Source organism: Anaeromyxobacter oryzae, assembly GCF_023169945.1.
Taxonomy (GTDB): Bacteria; Myxococcota; Myxococcia; order Myxococcales; family Anaeromyxobacteraceae; genus Anaeromyxobacter; species Anaeromyxobacter oryzae.
This window is the reverse complement of sequence record NZ_AP025591.1, coordinates 6,313,743-6,334,733: the sequence shown is the minus strand read 5'-3', so window position 1 is coordinate 6,334,733 and position 20,991 is coordinate 6,313,743. Positions and strand designations below refer to the sequence as shown.

General features: G+C 73.3%; 23 protein-coding genes. 13 read left to right on the top strand and 10 right to left on the bottom strand.

What is annotated here, in order from left to right; genetic code table 11:
• Positions 1-13 precede the first annotated feature (13 nt).
• Positions 14-2,218, bottom strand: a complete 2,205-nt coding sequence (locus tag AMOR_RS27850) for an ATP-binding protein (protein WP_248356780.1) — start codon at positions 2,216-2,218, stop codon at positions 14-16.
• Positions 2,219-2,357: 139 nt separating this feature from the next.
• Between AMOR_RS27850 and AMOR_RS27845 the strand changes: the two genes are divergently transcribed.
• The 4 genes from AMOR_RS27845 to AMOR_RS27830 are packed head-to-tail and all read left to right on the top strand — an operon-like array spanning position 2,358 to position 6,334.
• Positions 2,358-3,209, top strand: a complete 852-nt coding sequence (locus tag AMOR_RS27845) for a 3-hydroxybutyryl-CoA dehydrogenase (RefSeq protein ID WP_248356778.1) — start codon at positions 2,358-2,360, stop codon at positions 3,207-3,209.
• A gap of 9 nt (positions 3,210-3,218) precedes the next feature.
• Positions 3,219-4,001, top strand: coding sequence for an enoyl-CoA hydratase/isomerase family protein (locus AMOR_RS27840; protein ID WP_248356776.1), 783 nt, complete (start codon positions 3,219-3,221; stop codon positions 3,999-4,001).
• 20 nt (positions 4,002-4,021) lie between these two features.
• Positions 4,022-5,164, top strand: coding sequence for an acyl-CoA dehydrogenase (locus AMOR_RS27835; RefSeq protein WP_248356774.1), 1,143 nt, complete (start codon positions 4,022-4,024; stop codon positions 5,162-5,164).
• 27 nt (positions 5,165-5,191) lie between these two features.
• Positions 5,192-6,334 (top strand): acyl-CoA dehydrogenase family protein, encoded by a 1,143-nt coding sequence (locus AMOR_RS27830; protein WP_248356771.1) that lies wholly within the window; start codon positions 5,192-5,194, stop codon positions 6,332-6,334.
• Between the two features lie 5 nt (positions 6,335-6,339).
• Here the strand turns inward: AMOR_RS27830 and ribA are convergent, their stop codons facing one another.
• A complete protein-coding gene (gene ribA, locus AMOR_RS27825) occupies positions 6,340-7,005 on the bottom strand; it encodes a GTP cyclohydrolase II (RefSeq protein ID WP_248356768.1) in 666 nt (221 codons plus the stop codon).
• Positions 7,006-7,156: 151 nt separating this feature from the next.
• Between ribA and AMOR_RS27820 the strand changes: the two genes are divergently transcribed.
• The 5 genes from AMOR_RS27820 to AMOR_RS27800 all read left to right on the top strand — a co-directional run bounded on the left by AMOR_RS27820 (position 7,157) and on the right by AMOR_RS27800 (position 10,964).
• Complete coding sequence (locus AMOR_RS27820) at positions 7,157-7,762, top strand: MerR family transcriptional regulator (protein ID WP_248356765.1); 606 nt, start codon at positions 7,157-7,159, stop codon at positions 7,760-7,762.
• Between the two features lie 530 nt (positions 7,763-8,292).
• On the top strand, positions 8,293-8,685 hold the full coding sequence (locus tag AMOR_RS27815) for an ArsR/SmtB family transcription factor (protein WP_248356762.1): 393 nt from the start codon (positions 8,293-8,295) through the stop codon (positions 8,683-8,685).
• A gap of 13 nt (positions 8,686-8,698) precedes the next feature.
• Positions 8,699-9,850, top strand: a complete 1,152-nt coding sequence (locus AMOR_RS27810) for a DUF4346 domain-containing protein (RefSeq protein ID WP_248356748.1) — start codon at positions 8,699-8,701, stop codon at positions 9,848-9,850.
• A 47-nt stretch (positions 9,851-9,897) separates the two neighbouring features.
• Positions 9,898-10,293 (top strand): hypothetical protein, encoded by a 396-nt coding sequence (locus AMOR_RS27805; protein ID WP_248356744.1) that lies wholly within the window; start codon positions 9,898-9,900, stop codon positions 10,291-10,293.
• Positions 10,290-10,964: a cytochrome c biogenesis CcdA family protein gene (locus AMOR_RS27800; protein WP_248356741.1), complete on the top strand. Its 675-nt coding sequence runs from the start codon at positions 10,290-10,292 to the stop codon at positions 10,962-10,964. Before AMOR_RS27805 ends, AMOR_RS27800 begins: the two co-directional genes overlap by 4 nt.
• A gap of 243 nt (positions 10,965-11,207) precedes the next feature.
• Here AMOR_RS27800 and AMOR_RS27795 read toward each other — a convergent pair whose 3' ends face one another.
• From AMOR_RS27795 to AMOR_RS27780, 4 genes are all read right to left on the bottom strand, one after another.
• A complete protein-coding gene (locus AMOR_RS27795) occupies positions 11,208-11,627 on the bottom strand; it encodes a hypothetical protein (protein ID WP_248356738.1) in 420 nt (139 codons plus the stop codon).
• A 58-nt stretch (positions 11,628-11,685) separates the two neighbouring features.
• On the bottom strand, positions 11,686-12,168 hold the full coding sequence (locus AMOR_RS27790) for a putative zinc-binding protein (RefSeq protein WP_248356735.1): 483 nt from the start codon (positions 12,166-12,168) through the stop codon (positions 11,686-11,688).
• A gap of 141 nt (positions 12,169-12,309) precedes the next feature.
• Positions 12,310-13,359, bottom strand: coding sequence for a hypothetical protein (locus tag AMOR_RS27785; protein WP_248356731.1), 1,050 nt, complete (start codon positions 13,357-13,359; stop codon positions 12,310-12,312).
• A 119-nt stretch (positions 13,360-13,478) separates the two neighbouring features.
• A complete protein-coding gene (locus AMOR_RS27780) occupies positions 13,479-14,042 on the bottom strand; it encodes a cyclin-dependent kinase inhibitor 3 family protein (protein WP_248356729.1) in 564 nt (187 codons plus the stop codon).
• A 105-nt stretch (positions 14,043-14,147) separates the two neighbouring features.
• Between AMOR_RS27780 and AMOR_RS27775 the strand changes: the two genes are divergently transcribed.
• The 3 genes from AMOR_RS27775 (at position 14,148) to AMOR_RS27765 (ending at position 16,609) form a co-directional block, all read left to right on the top strand.
• Positions 14,148-14,672 (top strand): nucleoside-triphosphatase, encoded by a 525-nt coding sequence (locus tag AMOR_RS27775; protein ID WP_248356725.1) that lies wholly within the window; start codon positions 14,148-14,150, stop codon positions 14,670-14,672.
• 348 nt (positions 14,673-15,020) lie between these two features.
• Positions 15,021-16,214 (top strand): TIGR03118 family protein, encoded by a 1,194-nt coding sequence (locus AMOR_RS27770; protein WP_248356722.1) that lies wholly within the window; start codon positions 15,021-15,023, stop codon positions 16,212-16,214.
• Positions 16,215-16,366: 152 nt separating this feature from the next.
• Positions 16,367-16,609, top strand: a complete 243-nt coding sequence (locus AMOR_RS27765; protein ID WP_248356719.1) for a hypothetical protein — start codon at positions 16,367-16,369, stop codon at positions 16,607-16,609.
• Between the two features lie 88 nt (positions 16,610-16,697).
• Here AMOR_RS27765 and AMOR_RS27760 read toward each other — a convergent pair whose 3' ends face one another.
• Positions 16,698-17,849, bottom strand: a complete 1,152-nt coding sequence (locus AMOR_RS27760) for a class I SAM-dependent methyltransferase (RefSeq protein WP_248356716.1) — start codon at positions 17,847-17,849, stop codon at positions 16,698-16,700.
• Between the two features lie 164 nt (positions 17,850-18,013).
• Between AMOR_RS27760 and AMOR_RS27755 the strand changes: the two genes are divergently transcribed.
• Positions 18,014-18,697, top strand: a complete 684-nt coding sequence (locus tag AMOR_RS27755; RefSeq protein ID WP_248356714.1) for a hypothetical protein — start codon at positions 18,014-18,016, stop codon at positions 18,695-18,697.
• Positions 18,698-18,751: 54 nt separating this feature from the next.
• On the opposite strand, the gene AMOR_RS27750 is transcribed toward AMOR_RS27755, so the two are convergent.
• Genes AMOR_RS27750 through AMOR_RS27740 form a run of 3 tightly spaced genes read right to left on the bottom strand, consistent with a single transcriptional unit; the run spans position 18,752 to position 20,973 of the window.
• A complete protein-coding gene (locus tag AMOR_RS27750) occupies positions 18,752-19,156 on the bottom strand; it encodes a (deoxy)nucleoside triphosphate pyrophosphohydrolase (protein ID WP_248356711.1) in 405 nt (134 codons plus the stop codon).
• Positions 19,153-20,244, bottom strand: a complete 1,092-nt coding sequence (locus AMOR_RS27745) for an outer membrane protein assembly factor BamB family protein (RefSeq protein WP_248356709.1) — start codon at positions 20,242-20,244, stop codon at positions 19,153-19,155. The genes AMOR_RS27750 and AMOR_RS27745 overlap by 4 nt, the downstream gene beginning before the upstream one ends.
• On the bottom strand, positions 20,245-20,973 hold the full coding sequence (locus AMOR_RS27740) for a tetratricopeptide repeat protein (protein WP_248356700.1): 729 nt from the start codon (positions 20,971-20,973) through the stop codon (positions 20,245-20,247).
• Between the last annotated feature and the right edge of the window lie 18 nt (positions 20,974-20,991).

Genomic DNA, 20,991 nt, shown 5'->3' with positions numbered 1-20,991 from the left:
AACGGCTCCGCCGTCAGCGCGCGGCGGAGCTGGCCGGCGGCGTCGCCGGACCCGCGTCCGACCGCGGCGTCGGGAGCGAGAAGCGAAAGGTCGTCCCGCGCCCCACGCGCGAGCGGACCGACACGGTACCGCCGTGCGCCTCGACGATGCTCTTCACGATGGCGAGGCCGATCCCGAGCGCGCCGCCCTTGTGCCGCGGCGCGCGGTCGTCGCGCACCTGATAGAGCCGGTCGAAGATGTTGTCGAGATGCTCGGGCGCGATGCCGGCGCCGCGGTCCGACACGGACACCTCGACCCGGCCCGGCGCGACCTCCGCCGCCGCGACGCGGATCGCCGAGCCGTCCGGGCTGTACCGCTCCGCGTTCCCGAGCAGGTTCACGAGCACCTGCAGGACCCGCTCGCGGTCCGCCCACACCGGCGGCGTCCCGCGCGCCACGCGCGCGCGGACCCTGAGCCCGCGCTCCGCGAACCGCGGCGCGAGCGCGAGGACCGCCTGCGTGATCACCTCGGACACGTGGCACGGCGCGAAGGCGAGGGCGTCGCGTGTGAGCTCGTGCCGCGAGAGCTCCAGCAGCTCCTCGATGAACGTCTTGAGGCGCCGGCCGCTCGAGGCGACCACCTGCAGCGCGGACCGCTGGCGCGGCGCGAGCTCGCCGAGCTTCTCGGTGAGCAGCAGGTCCGCGTAGCCGAGGACCGTCACGAGCGGCGTCCTGAGCTCGTGGGAGATGTTCGCGAGGAAGTTGTCCTTCCGGCGATCGGTCTCCTCGAGCGCCTCCACGGCCCGGCGCAGCTCCGCGGTGCGCCGCTCGACCTCCGTCTCGAGCCGGGCGCGCTCCTCGCGCAGCGCGCCGATGAGGCGCGCCTTCTCGAGCGCGATCGAGGCCTGGAGCGCGAACGCGTCGATCGCCTCGGGATCTCCCTTCCGGAGCTTCGCCGCGCCGACGACCAGGACGGCGACGGGGCGCCCCTCGCGCCGGAGTGGGGCGAGGATGAGGCGCCGGATCCCGACGAGCCGGCCGAGGCGCCGGAGCTGCAGCGGCGTCGCGCCGCCGAGCAGCCCCTGGACCGCGCCGCGGGCCGCGTCCGTGTGGATCGTCCGGCGCTCCACGAGGCAGCGGCGGACGAGGGAGACCTCCAGCGGATCGACCCGCGTCGCGTCGAGGGCCCGCCCGAGGACGCGGTCGAGCTGGCGCCGGACGGGGAGGGGGAAGGACAGGAACCGCCAGACGAGGCCGGAGCCGCCGTCGAGGGCCGGCGCGAGCACCCCGCAGTGGAAGCCGAGCCGCGAGAGCTCGCGGGCGAGGACGCCGTAGATGGCGGCCTCGTCGGTCTCGACGGTGAGGTGGGCGCCCGCGAGGTGGAGGGCGGCGAGCGTGTCCTTCGCCTGGCGCAGCTCGGCGAGGGCGCGCCGCTCGCGCGTCGCGTCCCGGGCGATCACGTGGAGGACCGGCTCCGCCTCGAGCTCGAAGCGGGTGGCCGTGATCGCCACCGGGACCGCCTCGCCGCGCCGGCGCCGGAGCCGCGCCTCGTCCTCGCGCACGACCCGGCCCGAGGCGAGACGGGCGAGGAGCGCCGCGCCGTCGAGGTACGGGTGCTCGAAGAGCTCCGCGAGGCTCCGCCGCCGGAGCTCCCGCCGGCCCAGCCCGGCGAGCGCCGAGAGCTTCTCGTTCACCTCGAGGACGCGACCCGTCCCCGCGTGCACGACGAGCATCGCGTCGCCCGCGCCCTCCTGGAACGTGCGGTAGGCAGCGTTCCAGCCGGCCATCTCGCGCCGGAAGCCCTCCGCCTCGACACGGCCGGTCGCGAGGCGGGCGGCGGCGTCCAGCATGCGGAGCGCCGCGCCGTGCGGGGCGGCCGGGAGCACGACCCGGAGGACGGTCGCGCTCCCGAGGCCAGAGGCGAGCCGCCAGGACACCGAGACGGGTGCGGCGGTGCGGAGGGCCGGTGAGAGGAGGGCGGCGAGCTCGGGCTCGCAGGGCGCGACGACGCGAGGAGGCGGGTCGTCCCCGAGCAGCGGGTCGGCGGCGAGGACGGGATCGCGCCCGAGGAGGCGCGTGAGCTCCGCGGCGCGCGCCGCAGGCAGCGGCGGCGCGGTGGCCGCGGCGAGGGTCTCGACCCGACGCTCCCCGGCGTGAGGTCGGATGACGAGGATCTGCGCGAGCGGCGCGCCGGTGATCCGGGCGACATCCCTCGCGATCTCACGGAGGATCCGTTGCATGGATGGCGCGCGCCCCGGATGAGGCGTCGCGTCCGCCACGGGACTGTCACACGCTCGAACGCTCGTGCTCGTTGACAAGCCCGGAACGGGCTTCTTACATGGCAGCGACCGACTCGACTACAGACAGGGGGGCGCACGCATGGGCATCGACCGGATGGCGGTGATCGGTGCGGGGCAGATGGGCTCGGGGATCGCGCAGGTCGCGGCCCAGGCGGGGCTGTCGGTGGTGGTCGCGGATGCATCCGCCGACCTCGCGCGCCGCTCCGTCGAGAAGCTCGGCGCGACCCTGGGGAAGCTGGTCGAGAAGGGCAAGCTCGGCGCCGCGGATCGCGAGGCCGTGCTCGGCCGGATCCGGCCGGCGGCTTCGCTCGACGACTGCGCCGGCGCGGATCTCGCCATCGAGGCGGTCGTCGAGAACGAGGGCGTGAAGAAGGAGATCTTCAGGAAGCTCGACGCGATCCTCCCCGCGCACGCGATCCTCGCCTCGAACACGAGCTCCATCTCGATCACCGCGCTCGCCGCGGCGACGAGGCGCCCGGCCCAGTTCGTCGGGATGCACTTCATGAACCCGCCGCCCGTGATGCAGCTCATCGAGATCATCCGCGGGCTGCAGACCTCGGACGCGACCTACGAGGCCGTCGTCGCGCTCGCGAAGCGCTTCGGGAAGACCACCGTCACCTCGAAGGACTCTCCCGGCTTCATCGTGAACCGGATCCTCATCCCGCTGCTCAACGAGGCCTGCTTCGCGCTGCAGGAGGGGCTCGCCTCGCCGGAGGACATCGACACGGCGGTGAAGCTCGGCCTGAACCACCCGATGGGCCCGCTCACCCTCGCCGACTTCGTGGGGCTCGACACCTGCCTGTACATCGCGGAGGTGCTCCACCGCGAGCTCGGCGACGACAAGTACCGGCCGGCGCCGCTGCTCCGGAACTACGTCGCGGCCGGGTGGTACGGCCGGAAGAGCGGGCGCGGGTTCTACACGTACGGGTGAGGAGGCGCCATGGGGTTCGAGAACCTGCTCGTCGACATCGCGGACGGGATCGCCACGGTCACGGTGAACCGGCCGAAGCAGCTCAACGCTCTCGATCAGAAGACGCTCGAGGAGCTCTCCGCGGCGTTCGAGCAGGCCGGGCGCGACAAGGGCGTCCGGGCGCTCGTCGTGACCGGTGCCGGCGACAAGGCGTTCGTGGCGGGCGCCGACATCGCCGCGATGTCGCGGCTCGGCCCTGCGGAGGCGCGCGAGTTCGCCGCGCTCGGGCATCGTGTCTTCGGGCTCCTCGAGGCGCTGCCGATCGTCACGGTGGCGGCGGTGAACGGCTTCGCCCTCGGCGGCGGGTGCGAGCTCACGCTCGCGTGCGATCTCGTCTACGCGAGCGAGCGGGCGCGGTTCGGGCAGCCCGAGGTGAACCTCGGGCTCGTACCCGGCTTCGGCGGCACGCAGCGGCTCACGCGCCGAGTCGGCCCGATGCGCGCGAAGGAGCTCGTCCTCACCGGCGACATGGTGGACGCCCCGACCGCGAAGGCGATGGGGCTCTGCCTGGACGTCGTCCCGCCGGAGAAGCTCCTCGAGCACGCGCGCGGCAAGGCGCGGACCGTCGCCTCGCGCGGGCCCGTGGCCGTCGCGACGGCGAAGCGGCTCATCCAGCAGGGCGCGGACCTCCCGCTCGGCGAGGCGAACGCGCTCGAGCGGCAGGGGTTCGCGGGGCTGTTCGGCGGCGAAGACGCGAAGGAGGGCATGCGCGCCTTCCTCGAGAAGCGGCCGGCGCAGTGGAAGGGAACCTGAGCACCAACGGGAGGATGCCAATGGACGTCCAGCTCACCGAGGAGCAGCGCCAGGTCCGGGATCTCTGCCGCCAGTTCGCCGAGTCGGAGCTCCGGCCGAACGCGCGCCGCTGGGACGCCGAGCACCACTTCCCCCGGGAGGCCGTCGCGAAGCTCGCCGAGATGGGGCTCCTCGGCGTGGCGGTGCCGGCCGAGTGGGGCGGCGCCGGCATGGACAACGTCTCGTACGCGGTGGCGATGGAGGAGATCAGCCGCGGCTGCGCCGGCACCGGCGTCATCATGAGCGTGAACAACTCGCTCTACTGCGACCCGGTGCTGAAGTTCGGCACGGACGCCCAGAGGAAGGAGTTCCTGACGCCGTTCGCGCGCGGCGAGAAGCTCGGCGCGTTCGCGCTCACCGAGCCGATGAGCGGCTCGGACGCCGCCGAGATGCGCACGACCGCGCGCCGGCGCGGCGACGTCTACGTGCTCGACGGTAGCAAGAACTACATCACGAACGGCCCGCAGGCCGACGTGATCCTCGTGTTCGCGATGACGGATCGCGAGAAGCGGCACCGCGGGATCAGCGCGTTCCTCGTGCCGACGGACGTGAAGGGCTTCACCCGCGGGAAGCCGGACGAGAAGGTCGGGATCCGCGCGTCCGGCTCGTGCACGGTGTTCTTCGAGGGCTGCGAGATCCCGGAGCGGTACCGGCTCGGCCAGGAAGGCGACGGGTTCAAGATCGCGATGGCCACCCTCGACGGCGGCCGGATCGGGATCGGAGCGCAGGCGCTCGGGATCGCCCGCGCCGCCCTCGAGGAGGCGGTGGCGTACTCGAAGGAGCGCAAGGCCTTCGGCCAGGCCATCGCGCAGTTCCAGGCGATCCAGTTCATGCTCGCGGACATGGCGACGGAGCTCGACGCCGCCCGGCTCCTGGTCCTCCGCGCCGCCGCGCTCAAGGACCAGGGGGTCCGCCACACCGCCGAGAGCGCGATGGCGAAGCTGTTCGCGTCCGAGATGTGCGAGCGCGTGACCTCGAAGGCGCTCCAGATCCACGGGGGCCTCGGCTACATGAAGGAGTGCGACGTCGAGCGGCACTGGCGCGACAGCCGCATCACCGAGATCTACGAGGGGACGAGCGAGATCCAGCGGATGGTCATCTCGGCGTCGGTCCTCAAGGACTAGCGCCGGCGCCTCCGACCTCGACACGACATGCGCCTCGACCTCACCGAGGACCAGCGCGCGATCCGGGACGTCGCGCGGGCGTTCGCCCGCGACCGGATCGTGCCGGTGGCAGCCGAGAACGACCGCCTGTGCAGGTTCCCCGCCGCCCTCGTCCGCGGCCTCGGCGAGCTCGGCCTGCTCGCCGTGAACGTCCCCGCCGCGCACGGCGGCTCCGAGGCTGGGGCGGTCGCGTACGCGATCGCGCTCATGGAGATCGCCGCCGCCGACTGCTCGACCGCGGTCACCATGGCGGTCACGAACATGGTCGGCGAGATCATCGCCCGGTTCGGGACCGAGGCCCAGCGCGGCCGGCACCTGCCGCGGCTCGCGTCCGGGGAGTACCTCGCCGGCGCGTTCGGGCTCTCCGAGCCGCAGGCGGGGAGCGACGCGGCTGCGATGCGCACGCGCGCGGTCCGCCGGGGCGACCGGTGGGTGCTCGAGGGCGAGAAGCAGTGGATCACGAGCGGCGACGTCGCGGGCGTGATCGTCGTCTGGGCGAAGACGGATCCCGCGGCGGGGAGCCGCGGGGTCACCGCGTTCCTCGTGGACGGCGGGACGCCCGGGCTCGTCGTCGGGCGCCACGAGCAGAAGATGGGGATCCGGGCGAGCTCGACCGTCTCGCTCGCCTTCGACGGCTGCGAGGTCCCGGACGCGGCGCGCCTCGGCGAGATCGGGGGCGGGTACCGGATCGCCCTCGCGGCTCTCGACGGCGGCCGGATCGGGATCGCCGCGCAGGCGACCGGCACGATGCGCGCGGCGCTCGACGCGAGCGCCCGGTACGCGAAGGATCGGCGGACCTTCGGCGTGCCCATCGCGGAGCACCAGGCCATCTCGTTCATGCTCGCGGACATGGCCACCGAGCACGACGCGGCGCGGCTGCTCGTGCTCCGCGCGGCGGCGCTCAAGGAGGCGGGGCTGCCGTTCACCCGCGAGGCGTCGATGGCGAAGCTCTTCGCCTCGGAGGCCGCGCAGCGCGCCGTCGGCCACGCCGTCCAGATCCACGGCGGCTACGGGTACACCGACGCGTTCCCCGTCGAGCGCTACTTCCGCGACGCGCGGGTCCAGACGATCTACGAGGGGACGAGCGAGATCCAGCGGCTCGTCATCGCGCGGGAGCTGCTGAAGGGCTGACGCGGCTACCCGGCCAGCGCCGAGTCGTCCTCGTCCAGCTCGATGAGGTGCCCGGTCCGCTCGCGCTTGACGCGGAGGTACTCGACGTTGAAAGGGTTCGCCGGGGAGGGGAGCTGGATCCGGCCCTTCACCGGCACGCCCGCGTCGACGAGCCCGCGGAGCTTCTCGGGGTTGTTGGTGATGAGCTCGACGGACCGGACGCCGAGGAGCCGCAGCATGTCCGCGGCCACGTCGTACCGGCGGAGGTCGTCGGGGAACCCCAGCAGCCGGTTCGCCTCGTACGTGTCGTGGCCTTGCGCCTGGAGCGCGTACGCGCGGATCTTGTTGCCGAGGCCGATCCCGCGGCCTTCCTGGCGGAGGTAGAGCAGCACGCCGCGGCCGCGCTCGGCGATGTAGTCGAGCGCGCGGTCGAGCTGGGCCCGGCAGTCGCACTTGAGCGACCCGAGCACCTCGCTCGTGAGGCACTCCGAGTGGATGCGCGCGGGGACCGCGTCTCCGGCCACGTCGCCCATGACCATCGCGACGTGCTCGGCCCCGGACTCCGGCTCCCGGAACACCACGGTGCGGAACAGGCCCCGCGCGGTCGGCAGCGGGGCCTCGCCGTACAGCTCGATGCGGCTCTTTCTGTGCGGCTGTCCCTTGCGCCCGGTCACCGCCACCACGTTGCTCATGCTCGGTTGCTCCTCGGCGTCGCCCGGAAACCCGGATGCGCCCGGTCCATTAATCGCCAGGTGTGATGCCGGTCAAGGCGTTCTGGTGGCAACACACGTGACGGAAAAGTGGGTGAGAGTGTGCGTTGACTCCGTCGATTCAGGCGGTTAGGTGACGGATGCGATGCGCGCCGACCTCTCGTCTGGGGACCTTGCCCGAGCGACGGGAAACACGGTCCGGACCATCCGGTTCTACGAGGAAGAGGGACTCCTCAAGCCGTCCGTCGTGAGCGAGGGCGGTCACCGCCGGTACACGGAAGAGGATCTCGAGCGCCTGCGGCTCATCTCCGACCTCCGCGAGCTGGGGCTGTCGCTCTGCGAGATCCGGTCGCTCCTCGACCTGCGGTCCGGCTGCTACAGCGCCGCGGAGTTCGCGCTGCGGTTCCAGGAGGTCCTCGCGGTCCACCTCGAGCAGGCGCAGCGGCGCCTCGAGCGGCTGAAGCGCGTGAAGCAGGAGCTGCTCGAGGGGCTCGCCGCGATCCAGGACCGGCTGTCGTCGTCCGGCGCCGAGCAGTGTCCGTGCGCCGTCGCCGACGCAGCCGGTGCGCCACGGATCGTGAAGGTGCTGGCGCGGCAGCAGGGCTGCTGCGGTCACGCCGAGCACCACGCCCACGGCGCGCGCGCGGGCGAGCTGGTCGACGCGCGCGACGACGGCGATGCGGTGGGCGGCGGCCGGGTCGCCGCGGCGGCGCCGGCGCGGAAGCCGCCCGAGGCCTGAGCGCGGTCCGGCCCCAGGGCCTCGAGCTCCATCGCTCGCGCCTCCACGCGACGGCCACGTCGCGGTCGTCCGTGCGCTGGGGCAGGGGCGTCCGGAATCGCGTCGCGGCGAGGACCTCGGCCGTCGCCGGAAGCACTGGGAACACGGCGGCCGGAACGGCGCGCTGGTTCGACCGGAGGACGCTGACCCGTCCGCGCGGTTAGTTTCCATAATCCATATTATCAGACGTCCAGTCAGGGTCTGAGGGGTTGCCTGATTCTCGTGTTCTGCGCTGTTTCCAGGGCTTCCGGGCGCGCTGCCGGATGCGGCTCCTCGTTGACCGACCTGTTGGGTTCGCGATGCGAGAGCCCCGTGCCCGGAGCTCCACCCAGGCCGAGGACCTCAGGAGCCTGGAGCGCCTTTACGTACACGTCGACGGCCGGAGATCGCGATGGCACCCGCGAGGATGCAGGCTGGCGAACGCCTGCCCTTGGACGCAACGTCCGTGACGAGCGATTGGCCTCCGCGAACCGGTCCGGTAACATTCAAACATGCGTTTGAAGCAGACCAGGCGGCGTGCCCAGCCCGTCCCCTGCGGTGATCTCTGCGACGTCCCCTGCTTCAAGGCGGAGCTGGTCGCGCGGGTGAAGCGCGACCTTCCCTCGGACGAGGCGCTCGAGGAGGCCCGAATCCTGTTCGCCGCGCTGGCCGACCGCACCCGCCTCCGGATCCTCCATGCGCTGCTCCTGGCAGACGAGCTATGCGTGTGCGACGTCGCGCACGTGCTCGGGATGAGCGTCGCGGCCGCATCGCATCACCTGCGCAAGCTCCGCCAGCTCGGCATCCTGAAGCTCCGGAACGACGGCAAGATGGCGTACTACGCGTTGCGCGATCGGTTCGCGGCCGACCTGGCCACGCACGCCGTCCGTCAGGCGGCGGCCTGAAGGTCGTTCAAGCATGGGCGAGAACGTGACCACCCGCCGCTCCGCAGCGCTCGTCATCGTCGCCGAGCAGCTCGGCGAGGCCACGGCGGCAACGAAGTGCCACGCCTGCGGGTGCTTCCAGGCGGCCGTCGCCGCGTTCGAGCAGACCGAGCCGGGCCGGACCGAGCTCGCGCCCGCGCTCGCGCGCTCCCGGGAGACGTTCGCGCCGAGAAAGTACGATTGCCTCGGCTGCGAGATCTGCTTCCCCGCGATCGCCGAGAACGCCTTCGCCGATGCCTTCCCCGGCGAGGCCCGCGCGCCGCTCTGCCCGACGGACGCGCCGGTCGAGCGCGGCGGCTGGCCGCCGCTTCCCGGCGACTACCGCGTGCTGAGATACGGGGCCTCGGTGGCGGTCTGCACGCTGAACAGCGCCTCCCTCACGAGCGACCTCGCCGCCCGCCGTCCGCCCGGCCTCGCCATCACGGGCACGCTCCACACCGAGAACCTCGGGATCGAGCGCATCGTGCGGAACGTCCTCGCGAACCCGAACGTCCGTTTCCTCGTCGTCTGTGGCGAGGACACTCGCCAGGCCATCGGGCACCTCCCCGGGCAGTCGCTCGCCGCGCTGTGCGCGGACGGGGCCGATGAGGACGGCCGCATCCGCGGCGCCCATGGCAAGCGGCCCGTGCTGAAGAACGTGACCCGCGAGCAGATCGAGGCGTTCCGGCGCCAGGTGGAGCTCGTCGCGCTCATCGGCCAGGTCGATGCCGACCTCGTCACCCAGCAGATCGAGGCCTGCGCGGCGCGCGCGCCCGGCCCGTTCGAGGGCGCTCCCGCGGCCACTGCCGTCCGCGTGATCGGCGCCCGCGAGCCGAAGCGCCTCGTGCTCGATCCCGCTGGCTTCCTCGTCGTCTACCCCGATCGGACGCGCGGCCTCGTCCTCGAGCACTACCGGAACGAGGGTGTCCTCGACGTCGTTATCGAAGGGCCGACCGCGAGCGCCGTCGCGGCCACCGCGGTCGAGCGCGGGGTTCTGTCCCGGCTCGATCATGCGGTCTACCTCGGCCGCGAGCTGGCGCGCGCCGAGGAGAGCCTGCGGACCGGTGCGCCGTACGTGCAGGACCGCGCTCCCGAGCCACATCCTTCCGAACGGACCGAGGAGAGCTGCTGTAGCGGCTCCACCTGAAGCCCCGCCTGACGACGCCGGTCGGCGTCCAAGCTGGAGCGAGCCCAATGAGCCCCAAGCCCTTCGCCGTCGCCGCGGTCGCCCTCGCCGCGGCCTCCATCGTCGGCGTGAAGATGATGCGCCAGCGCCCGGTCGAGGCCGCGGTGAGCGAGCGCGCCGCGTCGCCCTCGGTGGTCCTGATCGCGGACCCCCGCGAGGCCGACACCGAGTGCGGGTGCGGACAGATCATCCGGCGCGTCCGCGAGGCGAAGCGACGCGGCGTCGAGGTTCAGGAGCTCGCCCCGACCGACCCGGCCGTCTCCCGCTACGGCGTGGCGGTGAGTCCCACCGTCCTCCTGCTCGGTGCCGACGGACGCGTCCTCACGCGACGCGAGGGCGAGTCGAGCGAGACGGTGGCGGCGATCACGACGGATCTCGCCGCGCTCGAGAGGCAGAGGCGGTGACGGCGCTCATCGAGTCGCTGCGCGCGGCGGCTGCGTCCGGCGGCCTCGTCGCCGTTCCGCTCGCGCTCGCCGGGGGCGTCGTGGCGGGCCTGAACCCCTGCTGCTTCCCCCTCTACCCGGCGGCGGCGGCCACGTGCTGCGCCGGCCGCTGCGAGACGGCCGCCGCCGGCGTCCGGAACTCCGGCGCCTTCGTCGCCGGCGTCGCCACCGCCACGGCCCTGCTCGGCGTGGCCGCCGCGATCGCCGGGCGCGCGCTCTCCGGCCTCGGAGGCTGGGCTCCGTACGTCATCGCGGCCGTGCCGATCGCCATGGGGCTTCACCTCCTCGGGTGGCTCAGGATCCCGCTCCCTTCGTTCTCGGGAACCGTTCGCACCGGCGGGATCCTCGGCGCGTTTGCGACGGGTCTCCTGCTCTCCCTCGTCGTCGCGCCGTGCGGTACGCCGGTGCTCGCCTCCGTGCTCACGTTCGCGGCGTACAAGCAGAGCGTGGTCTACGGGGCCGCGCTTCTCTTCGCCTACGGGATCGGCGTGGGCCTCCCGATCCTGCTCCTCGGGACGGCTGCGAGCGAGCTCGCGCGCCGCCTCGACCGGCTCGGCTGGCGCGTGTGGGTGGATCGGCTTTCGGGCGCGGCCCTCGTCGCGCTCGGGTTCTACCCGCTGTGGGTGGCATGAAGGGCGGGCCGCGAGCCGCCGAGGACGAGGACATGCGAGCGGGTTCGCAGTCCACGTCCTCGACCGCGCGCAGTCCGGCGTGGACACCATCCGCGAGAATGCAGCGCGCATGGGCCTCGCGTCCTCCGTCCGTACCGGGCCCCAGGACGTTCGCCTTCCCTCCGGTTCGGACGGTGCGTTCGACGCCTGCCCAAACGCCTCACTCCAGTACGCACGGGCCGGCGTCAGTCGCGTGCGAGGGCCTCATTTCGGCTGCGGCACCAGCTTCCGAACGTCCTCCTTCAAGCTCTCGACCTGGTGCCGTAGGTCCGAGATCTCGCTGGAAGTGCGCTGGCGCCCACCCATGCACCCCAAGCCGAAGCTTCGGAAGCACACGAAGAACATGACGCTCATGAAGACCAGCCCGATCAGCGGCAGGACCCACCAGAAAGCGCTGCCGGTCGTTCCCCACAATCCGAACCATGGCATTTCAGTTACCTCCTCTATGGCTGCGTTTCCATTCGTCTCCCGTAGACGAACCGGGGATCTGAAACGATACGGCTTGGGAGTTCGCTCCGTGCGGGCGAGCGACGTGTAGAGACCGACCTCGGGTGCGCCGGCGAACGATCGCCGACCCGCGCCACCTCGCACGCGGTCGCGTTCTGCCTCGGCGGTGAGCGGCATCGGCCGTGGGCCGTGCCCCTGCTTCTCGATCCGCTGTCGAGCTGCTCCCCGGCGCCGATCACTTCACCGATTGCTGCAACGTGGCGATGATCTTGTCGGCCACTTGTCGCGCCACGGCCTTGAGCTCCTGTTCGGGCACATCGTCCATCGAGAACAGGTCGCTGTACTTCTTGTGCAAGGGCAGCGCATCGATCTCGACGAGCTTCTCTTCCCCGATCAGGTTCTTCAGGGCGCGCCCGTGGCACTTGAGGAAGCAGCCATCGATCATGATCGTCTTGTCGGCACTCTTGACCCAGGTCGCCATCGCCGAGTGCGGGACGAAGAATGCCTCTCCATGGCATGCGCGCGCGAGATACGGGACCTCCTTCGCGATCAGGTTGGCCGCGAGTCTCGCGATTTCCCCGCGGACGCATGGTCCCTCGCAGGAAAGAACAGGGAGCTTTCTTGCCGCGAGTTGCTGGGTCGCGTACGCCTCCCCGACCGGACAGAAGCCCGTCACTCCTTCCACGTCCAGCGAGAAGTCTGGAGTGTGCCCTTTCATGTGGTCCTCCTGCCCCGAGCGATCTCGGGGCGGATCGGTTCGCCTCCTCCGTAGACGAATCGAGGACCTGGAACGATACGGGTGACTCGTGCTCGGTAACGGCACCCGCCCGCGAACCCGTCGTGATGGGCTGCAGGACGTTCACCCGCCGGCGCGCTCGAGACGGAACGCCGTGTTCAGGGGGCGCTCGCGGGCTTCGACCACGACCCACCCCGCGGTCGCCGCCAGCCCCCGAATCTCCTCCAGGCAGCGAGGACGAACGGCCGCCCGGCTTCCGTGGTTCAGGAGCGCGCCGGCGCGGCCGGGCGAGTTCAGCGTGCCGCAGACCGCGGTCTCCGGTGGGCAGCGGGCCCGGATCGACCGGAGGTGCGTCGCGACGGCCGCATCGTCGGCGTAGTCAAACAGCCCGCCCTCCGACGCGATGGCGACCAGCGCCGATCCGGGGATCGTCGCCAGGATGCGGTCGAGGCTCTCCGGATCGCGCCAGTCGTAGGCTGCGCGCTCGAGCTCCACTCGGACGCCGTGCAGCGGACCGCCCGGAGCGCTCCACGCGGCCAGCGCCGTACGCCCGAAGTCCGTCATCCGGAGGTCGGGGTCCAGGATGAGCACCCGGACCCCCCGCGCCGCGATCGAGGCCGGGGCGATGCGCTGCAGCCGGGCCAGCGCGTTCAGGCTCTCCATCCCCGCGCCGCCCGCCAGCGACACCAGCCAGAGGGGCCGGTCCGGGGCCCTCGCGAGCCCCGTCGCCAGCGCCGCACCGAGCAGTTCGGCGACGTCCTGCAGCCGGAGCCTCAGGGAGAGCCCTGGGAAGCTCGCAGCGATGCGCCGATCCAGCTCGTTCGCCCAGGTGGCGTCGAGGTGATCCGGGCCGAGCTTCAACAGGTACGTGGTGAGGCCGTCGAGTGTCGCGCCCTGGGCGGCGAGCAGCCCGCGGCCGATGAGGGAGCGCCGGAGGAAGCGCGGGAGCACGAACCGGTCGAACAGGCGCCTCGGCCACGAGCCTCTCGCGCGCACCTGCTCCTCGACGAACGCCTCCCCCATGCGCTCCAGCGCGGCATCGTCGAGCGCGACACGAAACGCGGGATGGCCGATGTCGATGAGCGGCAGCCGGAGACCGTCCGGCCCCTCGGCGTACGAGACACCGCCCACCGGGGTCCCCGCCTCCGCCGACTCCTCGAGGTTCTCCCGCACGGGCTCGCTCCTGTGTGGCCCCGGACGCCAGGGCGTGACGGCCCGGTGTATTACCCGGGTGATATTGTCCTTGTCAATTCCACCCGGGTAAAAGCGAGGATGCTCAGGAGCGTCGTCCGTCAGCGGATTGCGCCCCTCCTCTCCCACGCCGACGCGAACGCGTGGACGAAGTCCTCCTGCCCCGGCGCGGTGGCCGCCAGCGGGCGCGCGTTGCGGACGATGCCGAGCGCGGTCCCCGGCTCCGCTCCGGACGCGACCAGGCAGCACGCGGCGATCGTCCCGCTCCGCCCGATCCCGCCGTGACAGTGCACCACGACGGATCCGCCCGAGGCGAGGCGATCGACGATCCGCTCCACGAGCCGAGCCGTGGCCTCCAGGTCCGAGGGCGCCGCCCCGTCCGGGATGGGGAACCACAGCGCCTCCAGCCCGGCACGACGCGCTTGCTCGAGGAGGCCTGCCAGACCGATCCGCGCCATCTCCTCCTCCTCGAGCAGGACGACCAGCGTCGTCGTCCCGAATGCGCGCAGCGAGGCCAGATCGTCGTCGAGCAGCCGCCCGCGCTCGAGCGTGACGTCCGCCCGCCATCGTCCGGGGGCCGGACAGAAGCCGAGTCGCCCCTCGAACGCGAGGGCCTGCTGCGGGACGAACGCGACCGGTAGGTCTGCCATGCGCTCTGCAGTCATGGCGTGTCCTCTACCGGAGTGCGGTCCCGGCCGCCGCGGTCCGTGCTCGATGCAGGCGGCCTCTCCGGGCGCGCCTTTCGCTTCCACGGTGCCCAGTTTGCGGCCGTGTCACCTCCTCGCGTCCTCCTCACCGGCCCACCGGGGTCGGGCAAGACGACCGCGATCCGGCGCACGATCGCGCTACTGCCGGGCCTCCCGATGGCGGGCTTCTACACGGAGGAGGTCCGCGGCCGGACCGGCAGGACGGGGTTCCGGATCGTGACGCTCGACGGACGTGTGGCGCGGCTCGCCACCGTGGGCGCTGCCGGCGGCCCGCGGGTCGGCCGCTACACCGTTCACGTCGCGGAGCTCGAGGCGGCGCTCTCGCAGCTCGAGCCGTCACCCCACGTCGGGCTCCTCGTCGTCGACGAGATCGGGAAGATGGAATGCCTCTCGCCCGCGTTCGTCGCCGCCGCGCGACGGGCGCTCGGCTCGGCCGTGCCCTTCCTCGGGACCGTGGCGCTCCTCGGCGGCGGCTTCATCGCGGAGGCGAAGCGGTTGCCGGGGGTCCTGGTGCTCCCCGTGTCGTCGGAGCGCCGGGACTCGCTCCCGGCGGAGCTCGCCGCCCGGTTTCGATCGCCGAGCACCTAGCCCGCGGTGCCCTCGCGCGTCGCGTCGGCATATTCCGGCGAGCGCGCCGGTCAGGACCCGATGCCGGTATCGACGAGATGCCGGGCGAGCGCTTCGGTGGGCCGCCAGGGCCGCGAACCCTCGAGGAGCGTCCCGTCCCCGATCATCGCGATGAGGTGTAGCAGCGACGCGCGGGCCCCCGAGAGCAGCGGGCCGTCGTGGCCGTGTGGCCACCTCGGGCGGCCCCCACGATCCGCCCCCGTCGCGCGATACCGAGCGCGCGCCGGCGCATCAGCTTCGTGAATGCCCCGCGACCGCGCTCGCCCGCCTGCGAGCCGGCTCCGCGCTCCGGGGCCCAAGGAGGCACGCATGACGTCACGCGCCCTGTCGTTCCCCGCCACGCTCGCCGCCGTCGCACTCTCGATGTCCGCCTGCGGCCCCGGATCGTCCCGCAGCAGCGCCGCGGCGCAGGCGGCCGCGCAGCAGCCGGCGACGGCAGACTCCACTGGTGGCCTCTACGTGCAGCGAAACCTGGTCTCGGACGGCGCGATCCCCGCCGAGCACGTCGATCAGAACCTCGTGAACGCCTGGGGCATCATTCACCGCGGGACGAGCCCGTGGTGGGTCTCGGACAACGGGGCGGGCGTCTCGACGCTCTACGACGGCGAGGGCGTGGCCCAGTTCGGCACCCCGCCGCTGGTCGTGAGCGTCACCGGCGCGGGCGGAGGCGCGGCCGCCCCCACCGGCGTCGTCGACAACACCGGCACGGGGTTCGTCGTGTCGGGCGGCGGGGCCCAGGAGCCGGCGTTCTTCATCTTCGCGAGCGAGGATGGGACGATCAGCGGCTGGAACCCGAACGTACCTCCGCCGACCCCGCCCGCCACGCGGTCCACGACCACCATCGTGAAGGTGGACGAGTCCTCCTCGGATCCCCTGGGCGGCGCCGTGTTCAAGGGGGTGACGATCGCCTCGACCTCCAGCGGCGACCGGCTCTTCGCCACGGACTTCCGCGGCGGGCGGGTCGCGGTCTTCGACGACACGTTCGCCCCCGTGTCCACCTCCGGCGGCTTCCATGACCCGAACCTCCCGGCCGGCTACGCGCCCTTCGGGATCCGGGCCATCGACGGGACGATCTACGTCACCTACGCCTTGCAGGACGCGCAGAAGCACGACGACGTCGCCGGAAAGCACCACGGGTTCGTGGACGCCTTCTCCACGGACGGCGTGCTGCTGCGGCGGGTCGCGTCGGGCGGGAAGCTCGATTCGCCGTGGGGCCTGGCGATGGCCCCAGCGGAAGGCTTCGGTCGGTTCGATGGCAAGCTCCTGGTCGGCAACTTCGGCGACGGACACATCGTCGGCTACCGCGCGCCGGGCGACGACGGGGACGGCGGCGCCTATCTCACCGGCAAGGGTGGCCGCATCACCATCGACGGCCTGTGGGGGCTCGGCTTCGGGAACGGCGCGGCTGCGGGCCCGACGAACGTGCTCTTCTTCGCCGCCGGGCCGAACGGCGAGGCCGACGGCCTCTTCGGCCGGATCGACTTCGTCCCGGGGAGGGACTGAGCCCGGGCCGCGGCGGCGGCCCGCCAGCACCCCGGGCCGCCGCCTGCCGGCACCTGGACCGGCGTGCGCGAGCCCGGCGCGGACCGCACCTTCCACGCGTCGCCCCGGTGCGGTCGGGCGCCGGGAGGCGGTCCACGCGAAAGGATTCCGCCATGGCCCTGCTCTCGAAGATCCCGCCGCTCGAGCGGCCGCGCCGCCAGGTCGCGCTCGCGCGGCTCGGCACCGCCCTCGCCGCGACGAGCCTCGCCGCGACGAGCCTCGGCGCCGTCGCGATCGGCGCGATGGCGGTCGGCGCGCTCGCGATCCGCTCGCTGGCGATCCGGACTGCGCGGATTCACCGGCTCGAGATCGACGAGCTCGTCGTCGGCGGACGGCCGTTCCAGCCCCCCGCCTGAGCCGCGGCGGATCGCCGTCGAGCAGCCCGGTCGAACGCGGAGCGCCGACGTGACGCGTCCACCCAGGTCGCGGGAGGCCGGCGCTCCCCTATCGCGTCGCGCGGCGCGCCGCGCGCACACCCCCCCGGGAAAGCCACCGCCGCCACCACTGCGGGCGCGGCCGCTGCATGATCATGAGGAGCGGCTGGGCGTAGTACTTTGCGAACAGCGCAGCGTACCGCTCCGTCGTGGGCGCGCGGAGGCACGCTGCGTGATCGCGTCGCGCGTCCTCGAGGTATGCCGCGACCGTGCCGCGAAGCTGCTCCGCCCGCGCCGCCGGTAGCGGCGACGCTCGGAGCTTCGCCTCGACGTCCGATTCGAGCCTCGAGAGCGCTTCCGCGTACCGGCTCATCTCCGGGACGGCGGCGTTCACCGCGTCCTCGCCATGGTACGGGCGCATCCTCAGGCCGGCTGCGCGCGCCATCGCCTCGTACTCGGAGTACGAGTGCCAGTGAAAGACCTCGTACTCGACCTTGCTGCGGTACGCGGCGCGGACCTCGGCCCAGAGCGCCGAGGCCACCTCGTACGGAAGCAGGATCAGGCCGGGCACGTCGTAGTGCGGCTCGCTGAGGACACTCCGCGGGTAGAACTTGTTGTAGAGCGACACGCACGCGAAGCTGCGCTCGGACGGCTCGAGGTGATCGCCGATGCGGCGGAGCAGCCGGTCCGGCTGCGGCACGTGCTCGAGGACGTCCGTGCAGAGGATCACGTCGAACGTCTCGCCGAGGTCCTCCTCGAGGATGTTCGCGTTCCTGAGCTCGATGGGCTTGTCGCGGCACATCTCTCGGCCGGCGACGATTCGGTGGTCGGCGACGTCGACCCCGACCACCCGGCGGGCGCCCGCGGCGACGCACGCGAGCGCGAGCCCGCCGTTGCCGCAGCCGACGTCGAGGCAGCTCTTCCCGCGCACCTCGAGGCCGGCCGCCACGAGCCAGCCGACGTACTCCGCCTGCCGTCGAGGCGCGCCGAGCTCCGACTCGACGTACACGGCGGCCTGCGGATTGTCGATGTGCTCCGCCTTGATGTGCTCGAGGTACGCGACGATGTACTCGAGCGCGACGAGCGGATACCGCTCGGCGTGGAGCTGGGTCGCGACACCGCGAACGTCCGCCCGGAGCCGGCGCCTCAGGTGGTCGTGGTCCGCGAAGAGCCGGTCCACCTCGGTACGCGCATCGGTCGCCGCTGCGGGGATGCCGTCCATCGCCGTTCGCCCCCCTTCGAACCCCCGGTCGGCCGCCGAGCGGCGGTCGAGCCGGCGAGACAGCGTAGGTCATCATGGACCGCGCCGGGAGCCGGCGCAGGACCGGAGGGGCCGCGCCGCGCCCGGGCGGCGCTCGCTGACCCGTTCGTGCTAGGCTCGGCTCCATGCCGAAGCCGCCGCGCGCTGCGTGCGCGCTCCTCGCCTCCGGCCTCCTCGCCGCCTGCTCGCCGGGGCCGGCCTCCGCGCCCGCGGCCGCCGTGACGCCGGAGACCGCGACGCCGCCCGCCGCCGAGCAGCCGCTCGCGCAGGCCACCCCGCAGCCCGGCGCCCTCGCGGCGCCTCCGCCGGGCGCGCCCGCGCCGTCCGGAACGCCCTCCGGTACGCCGGAGGCCGCCCCGCCGGAGACTGCCCCGCCGAGGCCGGAGCCTCCTCCCCCGCCACCGCCCTCCCCCGTGACCGCCGTCCTCCGCCAGGTCGCGGCGGTCGAGCCGGGCGGAGCCGCGACGGCCCTCGCCCGCACCGGCGAGACCGTCGTGGATCCATCGGTCTCGTTCCGCGTCGAGCTCGCCGTACCGACCACCGACGCGCGCCTCGTGCTGCTCGACGGGGCCGACGCGCTGGTCTCGGCGTCGGGGTCCCAGGAGGTCGGGGCGACGACGCGGCTCACGCTCTCGCCGGCTGCGCCGCTCACGCCCGGCGCGCGCTACACGCTCCGGGTCGACGGCGCCGTCACGCGCGAGCTGCACGACTCGAGCGGGAAGGCGTACGCGCCGGCCGCGCTGGCGCTGCGCGCCGCCGGGCAGCCGCCGCCGCCCGAGCCGAAGCAGAAGCCGAAGAAGCGCCGCTGAGCGCCGGGGCCCGCACCCGGCGGCCTCGCGGGACCGGCTCGCCGTGGGCCGCGCTCAGCCGTGGGCCGCGCTCAGCCGTGCCAGCTCCGGGAGCACCGCGCGGTCCGCCTCGAGGAAGTCGTACGACGCGAGCCCGTCGGCCGCCGCCCACGCGATCTCCGCCACGCCGATCGGCTCGGGCGCCGCGCCGTCCGGGAGGCGCCCCGCGTAGAAGGCGAGCTCGACCTCGAGGTCCGGGTACGCGTGCACGCGGCGGACGAGCAGCGGCCCGACCTCGATGCCGCAGCCGAGCTCCTCGACGATCTCCCGGCGCAGCGCCGCGGGCTCCGTCTCGCCCGCCTCGACCTTGCCGCCCGGAAACTCCCACTGCCCGGGGCGGCCGGGACGGTCCGGCCGGCGCGTCACGAGGATCACGTCCCCGCGCCGCACCACCGCCGCGACCACCCGGATCCGCGTCACGACAGGTCGAGCGCGAACAGCCCGCCGGCGTTGGACAGGACGTACATCCGGCTGCCGAGGACCCCGGGTGCGCTGGAGACGCCGCTGCCGGGATCGAACACCCTCAACGTCCGGCCGCTCGCGGGCTCGAGGAAGCGAAGCCCGCCGGTCCCAGCGGGGACGACGATCCAGGACCCGGCGAACAGCGGGGGCGCGGTGGGCGCGCCGTGGAGCGGAGTCGCCCACAGCCGGGCGCCGTTGTCGCGGGCGAGCCCCACGACCGAGCTCACCGTGACCGCGACGACGAGGCCGCCGCGGACCGCGACGCGCGCCGCGCCGGGCGTCCGGAACGTCCAGACGGTGTCGCCGGTCTTCGCGTCGAGCGCGAGCACCGCGCCGGAGTACGCGGCCACGAACACGCGACCGTCCTCGACCTGGAGGCCGTCCACGTCCAGGTAGTCGCCCTGGGGCGCGACCGGCTTCTCCCAGATCACGCGGCCGTTCGACGCGTCGACCGCGGCGACCCAGCCGTCGGAATAGCCCGCATACGCCACGCCGGCCCGCACCGCCGCGCCGGCCGCGCCGCGGATGCTGAAGCCCGCCCGCGGCTCCCGGCGGTGGTGCCACTTCCAGGCGCCGGTCCGCGCGTCCACGGCGAACAGCGTGTCCTGGAGGCTCATCACGAAGACGGTGCCCTCCACGATCGCGGGGCGGGTCGCGAGCTCCTCCTTCGCCTCGTAGCGCCACCGCTCCTTGCCGGTCGCGATCGCGATCGCGTACAGGCGCCCGTCGCTCGCGCCGGCGTACACCGTGTCGCCCTCGATGGCCGGCGGGCCGTTGAACGCGCCGTTGCCCCGGAGCTCCCAGGCGACCGTGCCGTCCTTGCGGAGCGCGTGCAGCCACCCGTCGCGCGTCCCGAAGACGACGATCCCGGTGGCCGGATCCACGACCGCGCCCCCCGCCTCGAGCGGGGCGGCCTCGAGCGGCTGGATGGGCGCGATCGGCCGCTCCCACGCGACGCTGTACAGGGCGAGCGGCGCGGGCGGCAGCCGCGCCGAGAGGCCCGTCGGCGCGGCGGCGAGCGCGAGGGCGAGCGCGGCGCCCGTCATCTACCCGCCACCGAGCTTGGCGAGCCGCTGCGCGGCCTCCGGGGCGAGGAGCGACTTCTCGTGGTTCTTCGCGAAGTCGGTGAGGATGGCCTTCGCCTCCGCGCCCTTCCCCGCCTGCTCCAGCACCCGGGCGCGCTCCAGGTCCGCGCGGTCCGCGAACGCCGGCGCATCCTTCGCCATCCGCTCGTACGCCTTCACGGCGCCGTCGAGGTCGCCCTTCGCCTCGGCGACGAGCCCCAGCCCCTCGAGCGCGCCGAAGCGGAGCGAGTCCTTGCCCGGCGCCGCGGCGAGGAACTTCTCGTATGCGTCCTTCGCCCCGTCCCACTCGCGGAGCTTGTAGTGCGCGTCGCCCTTCGAGAGGAGCGCGAGATCGCCCGGCCCGGTGCCGGCGTACTGCGCGATGACCTTGTCCGCCGCGGCGACGATCGCCCGCTGCTTCGCCTCCTCGGTCGGGAACGTCTGCGCGGCGGCGCCCGGCGTGGGCGCCTGCCCCACGGTCCCCGCCACCGCGGTGAGCAGCTCCGCCCCGGCGGCGCCCGCCTGGGCCTCGCGGCGGCCCTGGACGAGCGAGACGACGGCGACGAGCAGGACCACGACGACGGCGGCCCCGCCGGCCAGCATGACGTGCCGCTTCCGGGACGCGAGCCAGCTCGCCGCCTGCGTCGCGGCCTCCTGGAACTTGTCCGGCTCCTTCATGTCCTTGCGGCTGATGACCGTGCTCTTCGACATGGGACCTCTCCGGGGCGC

Coding starts and splice junctions, on each gene's coding strand:
- AMOR_RS27835 (WP_248356774.1), top strand. CDS start 4,022: ATGGACGTCCAGCTCACCGAGGAGCAGCGCCAGGTCCGGGATCTCTGC.
- AMOR_RS27790 (WP_248356735.1), bottom strand. CDS start 12,168: ATGAAAGGGCACACTCCAGACTTCTCGCTGGACGTGGAAGGAGTGACG.
- AMOR_RS27770 (WP_248356722.1), top strand. CDS start 15,021: ATGACGTCACGCGCCCTGTCGTTCCCCGCCACGCTCGCCGCCGTCGCA.
- AMOR_RS27755 (WP_248356714.1), top strand. CDS start 18,014: ATGCCGAAGCCGCCGCGCGCTGCGTGCGCGCTCCTCGCCTCCGGCCTC.
- AMOR_RS27795 (WP_248356738.1), bottom strand. CDS start 11,627: ATGCCGCTCACCGCCGAGGCAGAACGCGACCGCGTGCGAGGTGGCGCG.
- AMOR_RS27765 (WP_248356719.1), top strand. CDS start 16,367: ATGGCCCTGCTCTCGAAGATCCCGCCGCTCGAGCGGCCGCGCCGCCAG.
- AMOR_RS27810 (WP_248356748.1), top strand. CDS start 8,699: ATGGGCGAGAACGTGACCACCCGCCGCTCCGCAGCGCTCGTCATCGTC.
- AMOR_RS27780 (WP_248356729.1), bottom strand. CDS start 14,042: ATGACTGCAGAGCGCATGGCAGACCTACCGGTCGCGTTCGTCCCGCAG.
- ribA (WP_248356768.1), bottom strand. CDS start 7,005: ATGAGCAACGTGGTGGCGGTGACCGGGCGCAAGGGACAGCCGCACAGA.
- AMOR_RS27845 (WP_248356778.1), top strand. CDS start 2,358: ATGGGCATCGACCGGATGGCGGTGATCGGTGCGGGGCAGATGGGCTCG.
- AMOR_RS27745 (WP_248356709.1), bottom strand. CDS start 20,244: ATGACGGGCGCCGCGCTCGCCCTCGCGCTCGCCGCCGCGCCGACGGGC.
- AMOR_RS27830 (WP_248356771.1), top strand. CDS start 5,192: ATGCGCCTCGACCTCACCGAGGACCAGCGCGCGATCCGGGACGTCGCG.
- AMOR_RS27760 (WP_248356716.1), bottom strand. CDS start 17,849: ATGGACGGCATCCCCGCAGCGGCGACCGATGCGCGTACCGAGGTGGAC.
- AMOR_RS27805 (WP_248356744.1), top strand. CDS start 9,898: ATGAGCCCCAAGCCCTTCGCCGTCGCCGCGGTCGCCCTCGCCGCGGCC.
- AMOR_RS27815 (WP_248356762.1), top strand. CDS start 8,293: ATGCGTTTGAAGCAGACCAGGCGGCGTGCCCAGCCCGTCCCCTGCGGT.
- AMOR_RS27840 (WP_248356776.1), top strand. CDS start 3,219: ATGGGGTTCGAGAACCTGCTCGTCGACATCGCGGACGGGATCGCCACG.
- AMOR_RS27740 (WP_248356700.1), bottom strand. CDS start 20,973: ATGTCGAAGAGCACGGTCATCAGCCGCAAGGACATGAAGGAGCCGGAC.
- AMOR_RS27850 (WP_248356780.1), bottom strand. CDS start 2,218: ATGCAACGGATCCTCCGTGAGATCGCGAGGGATGTCGCCCGGATCACC.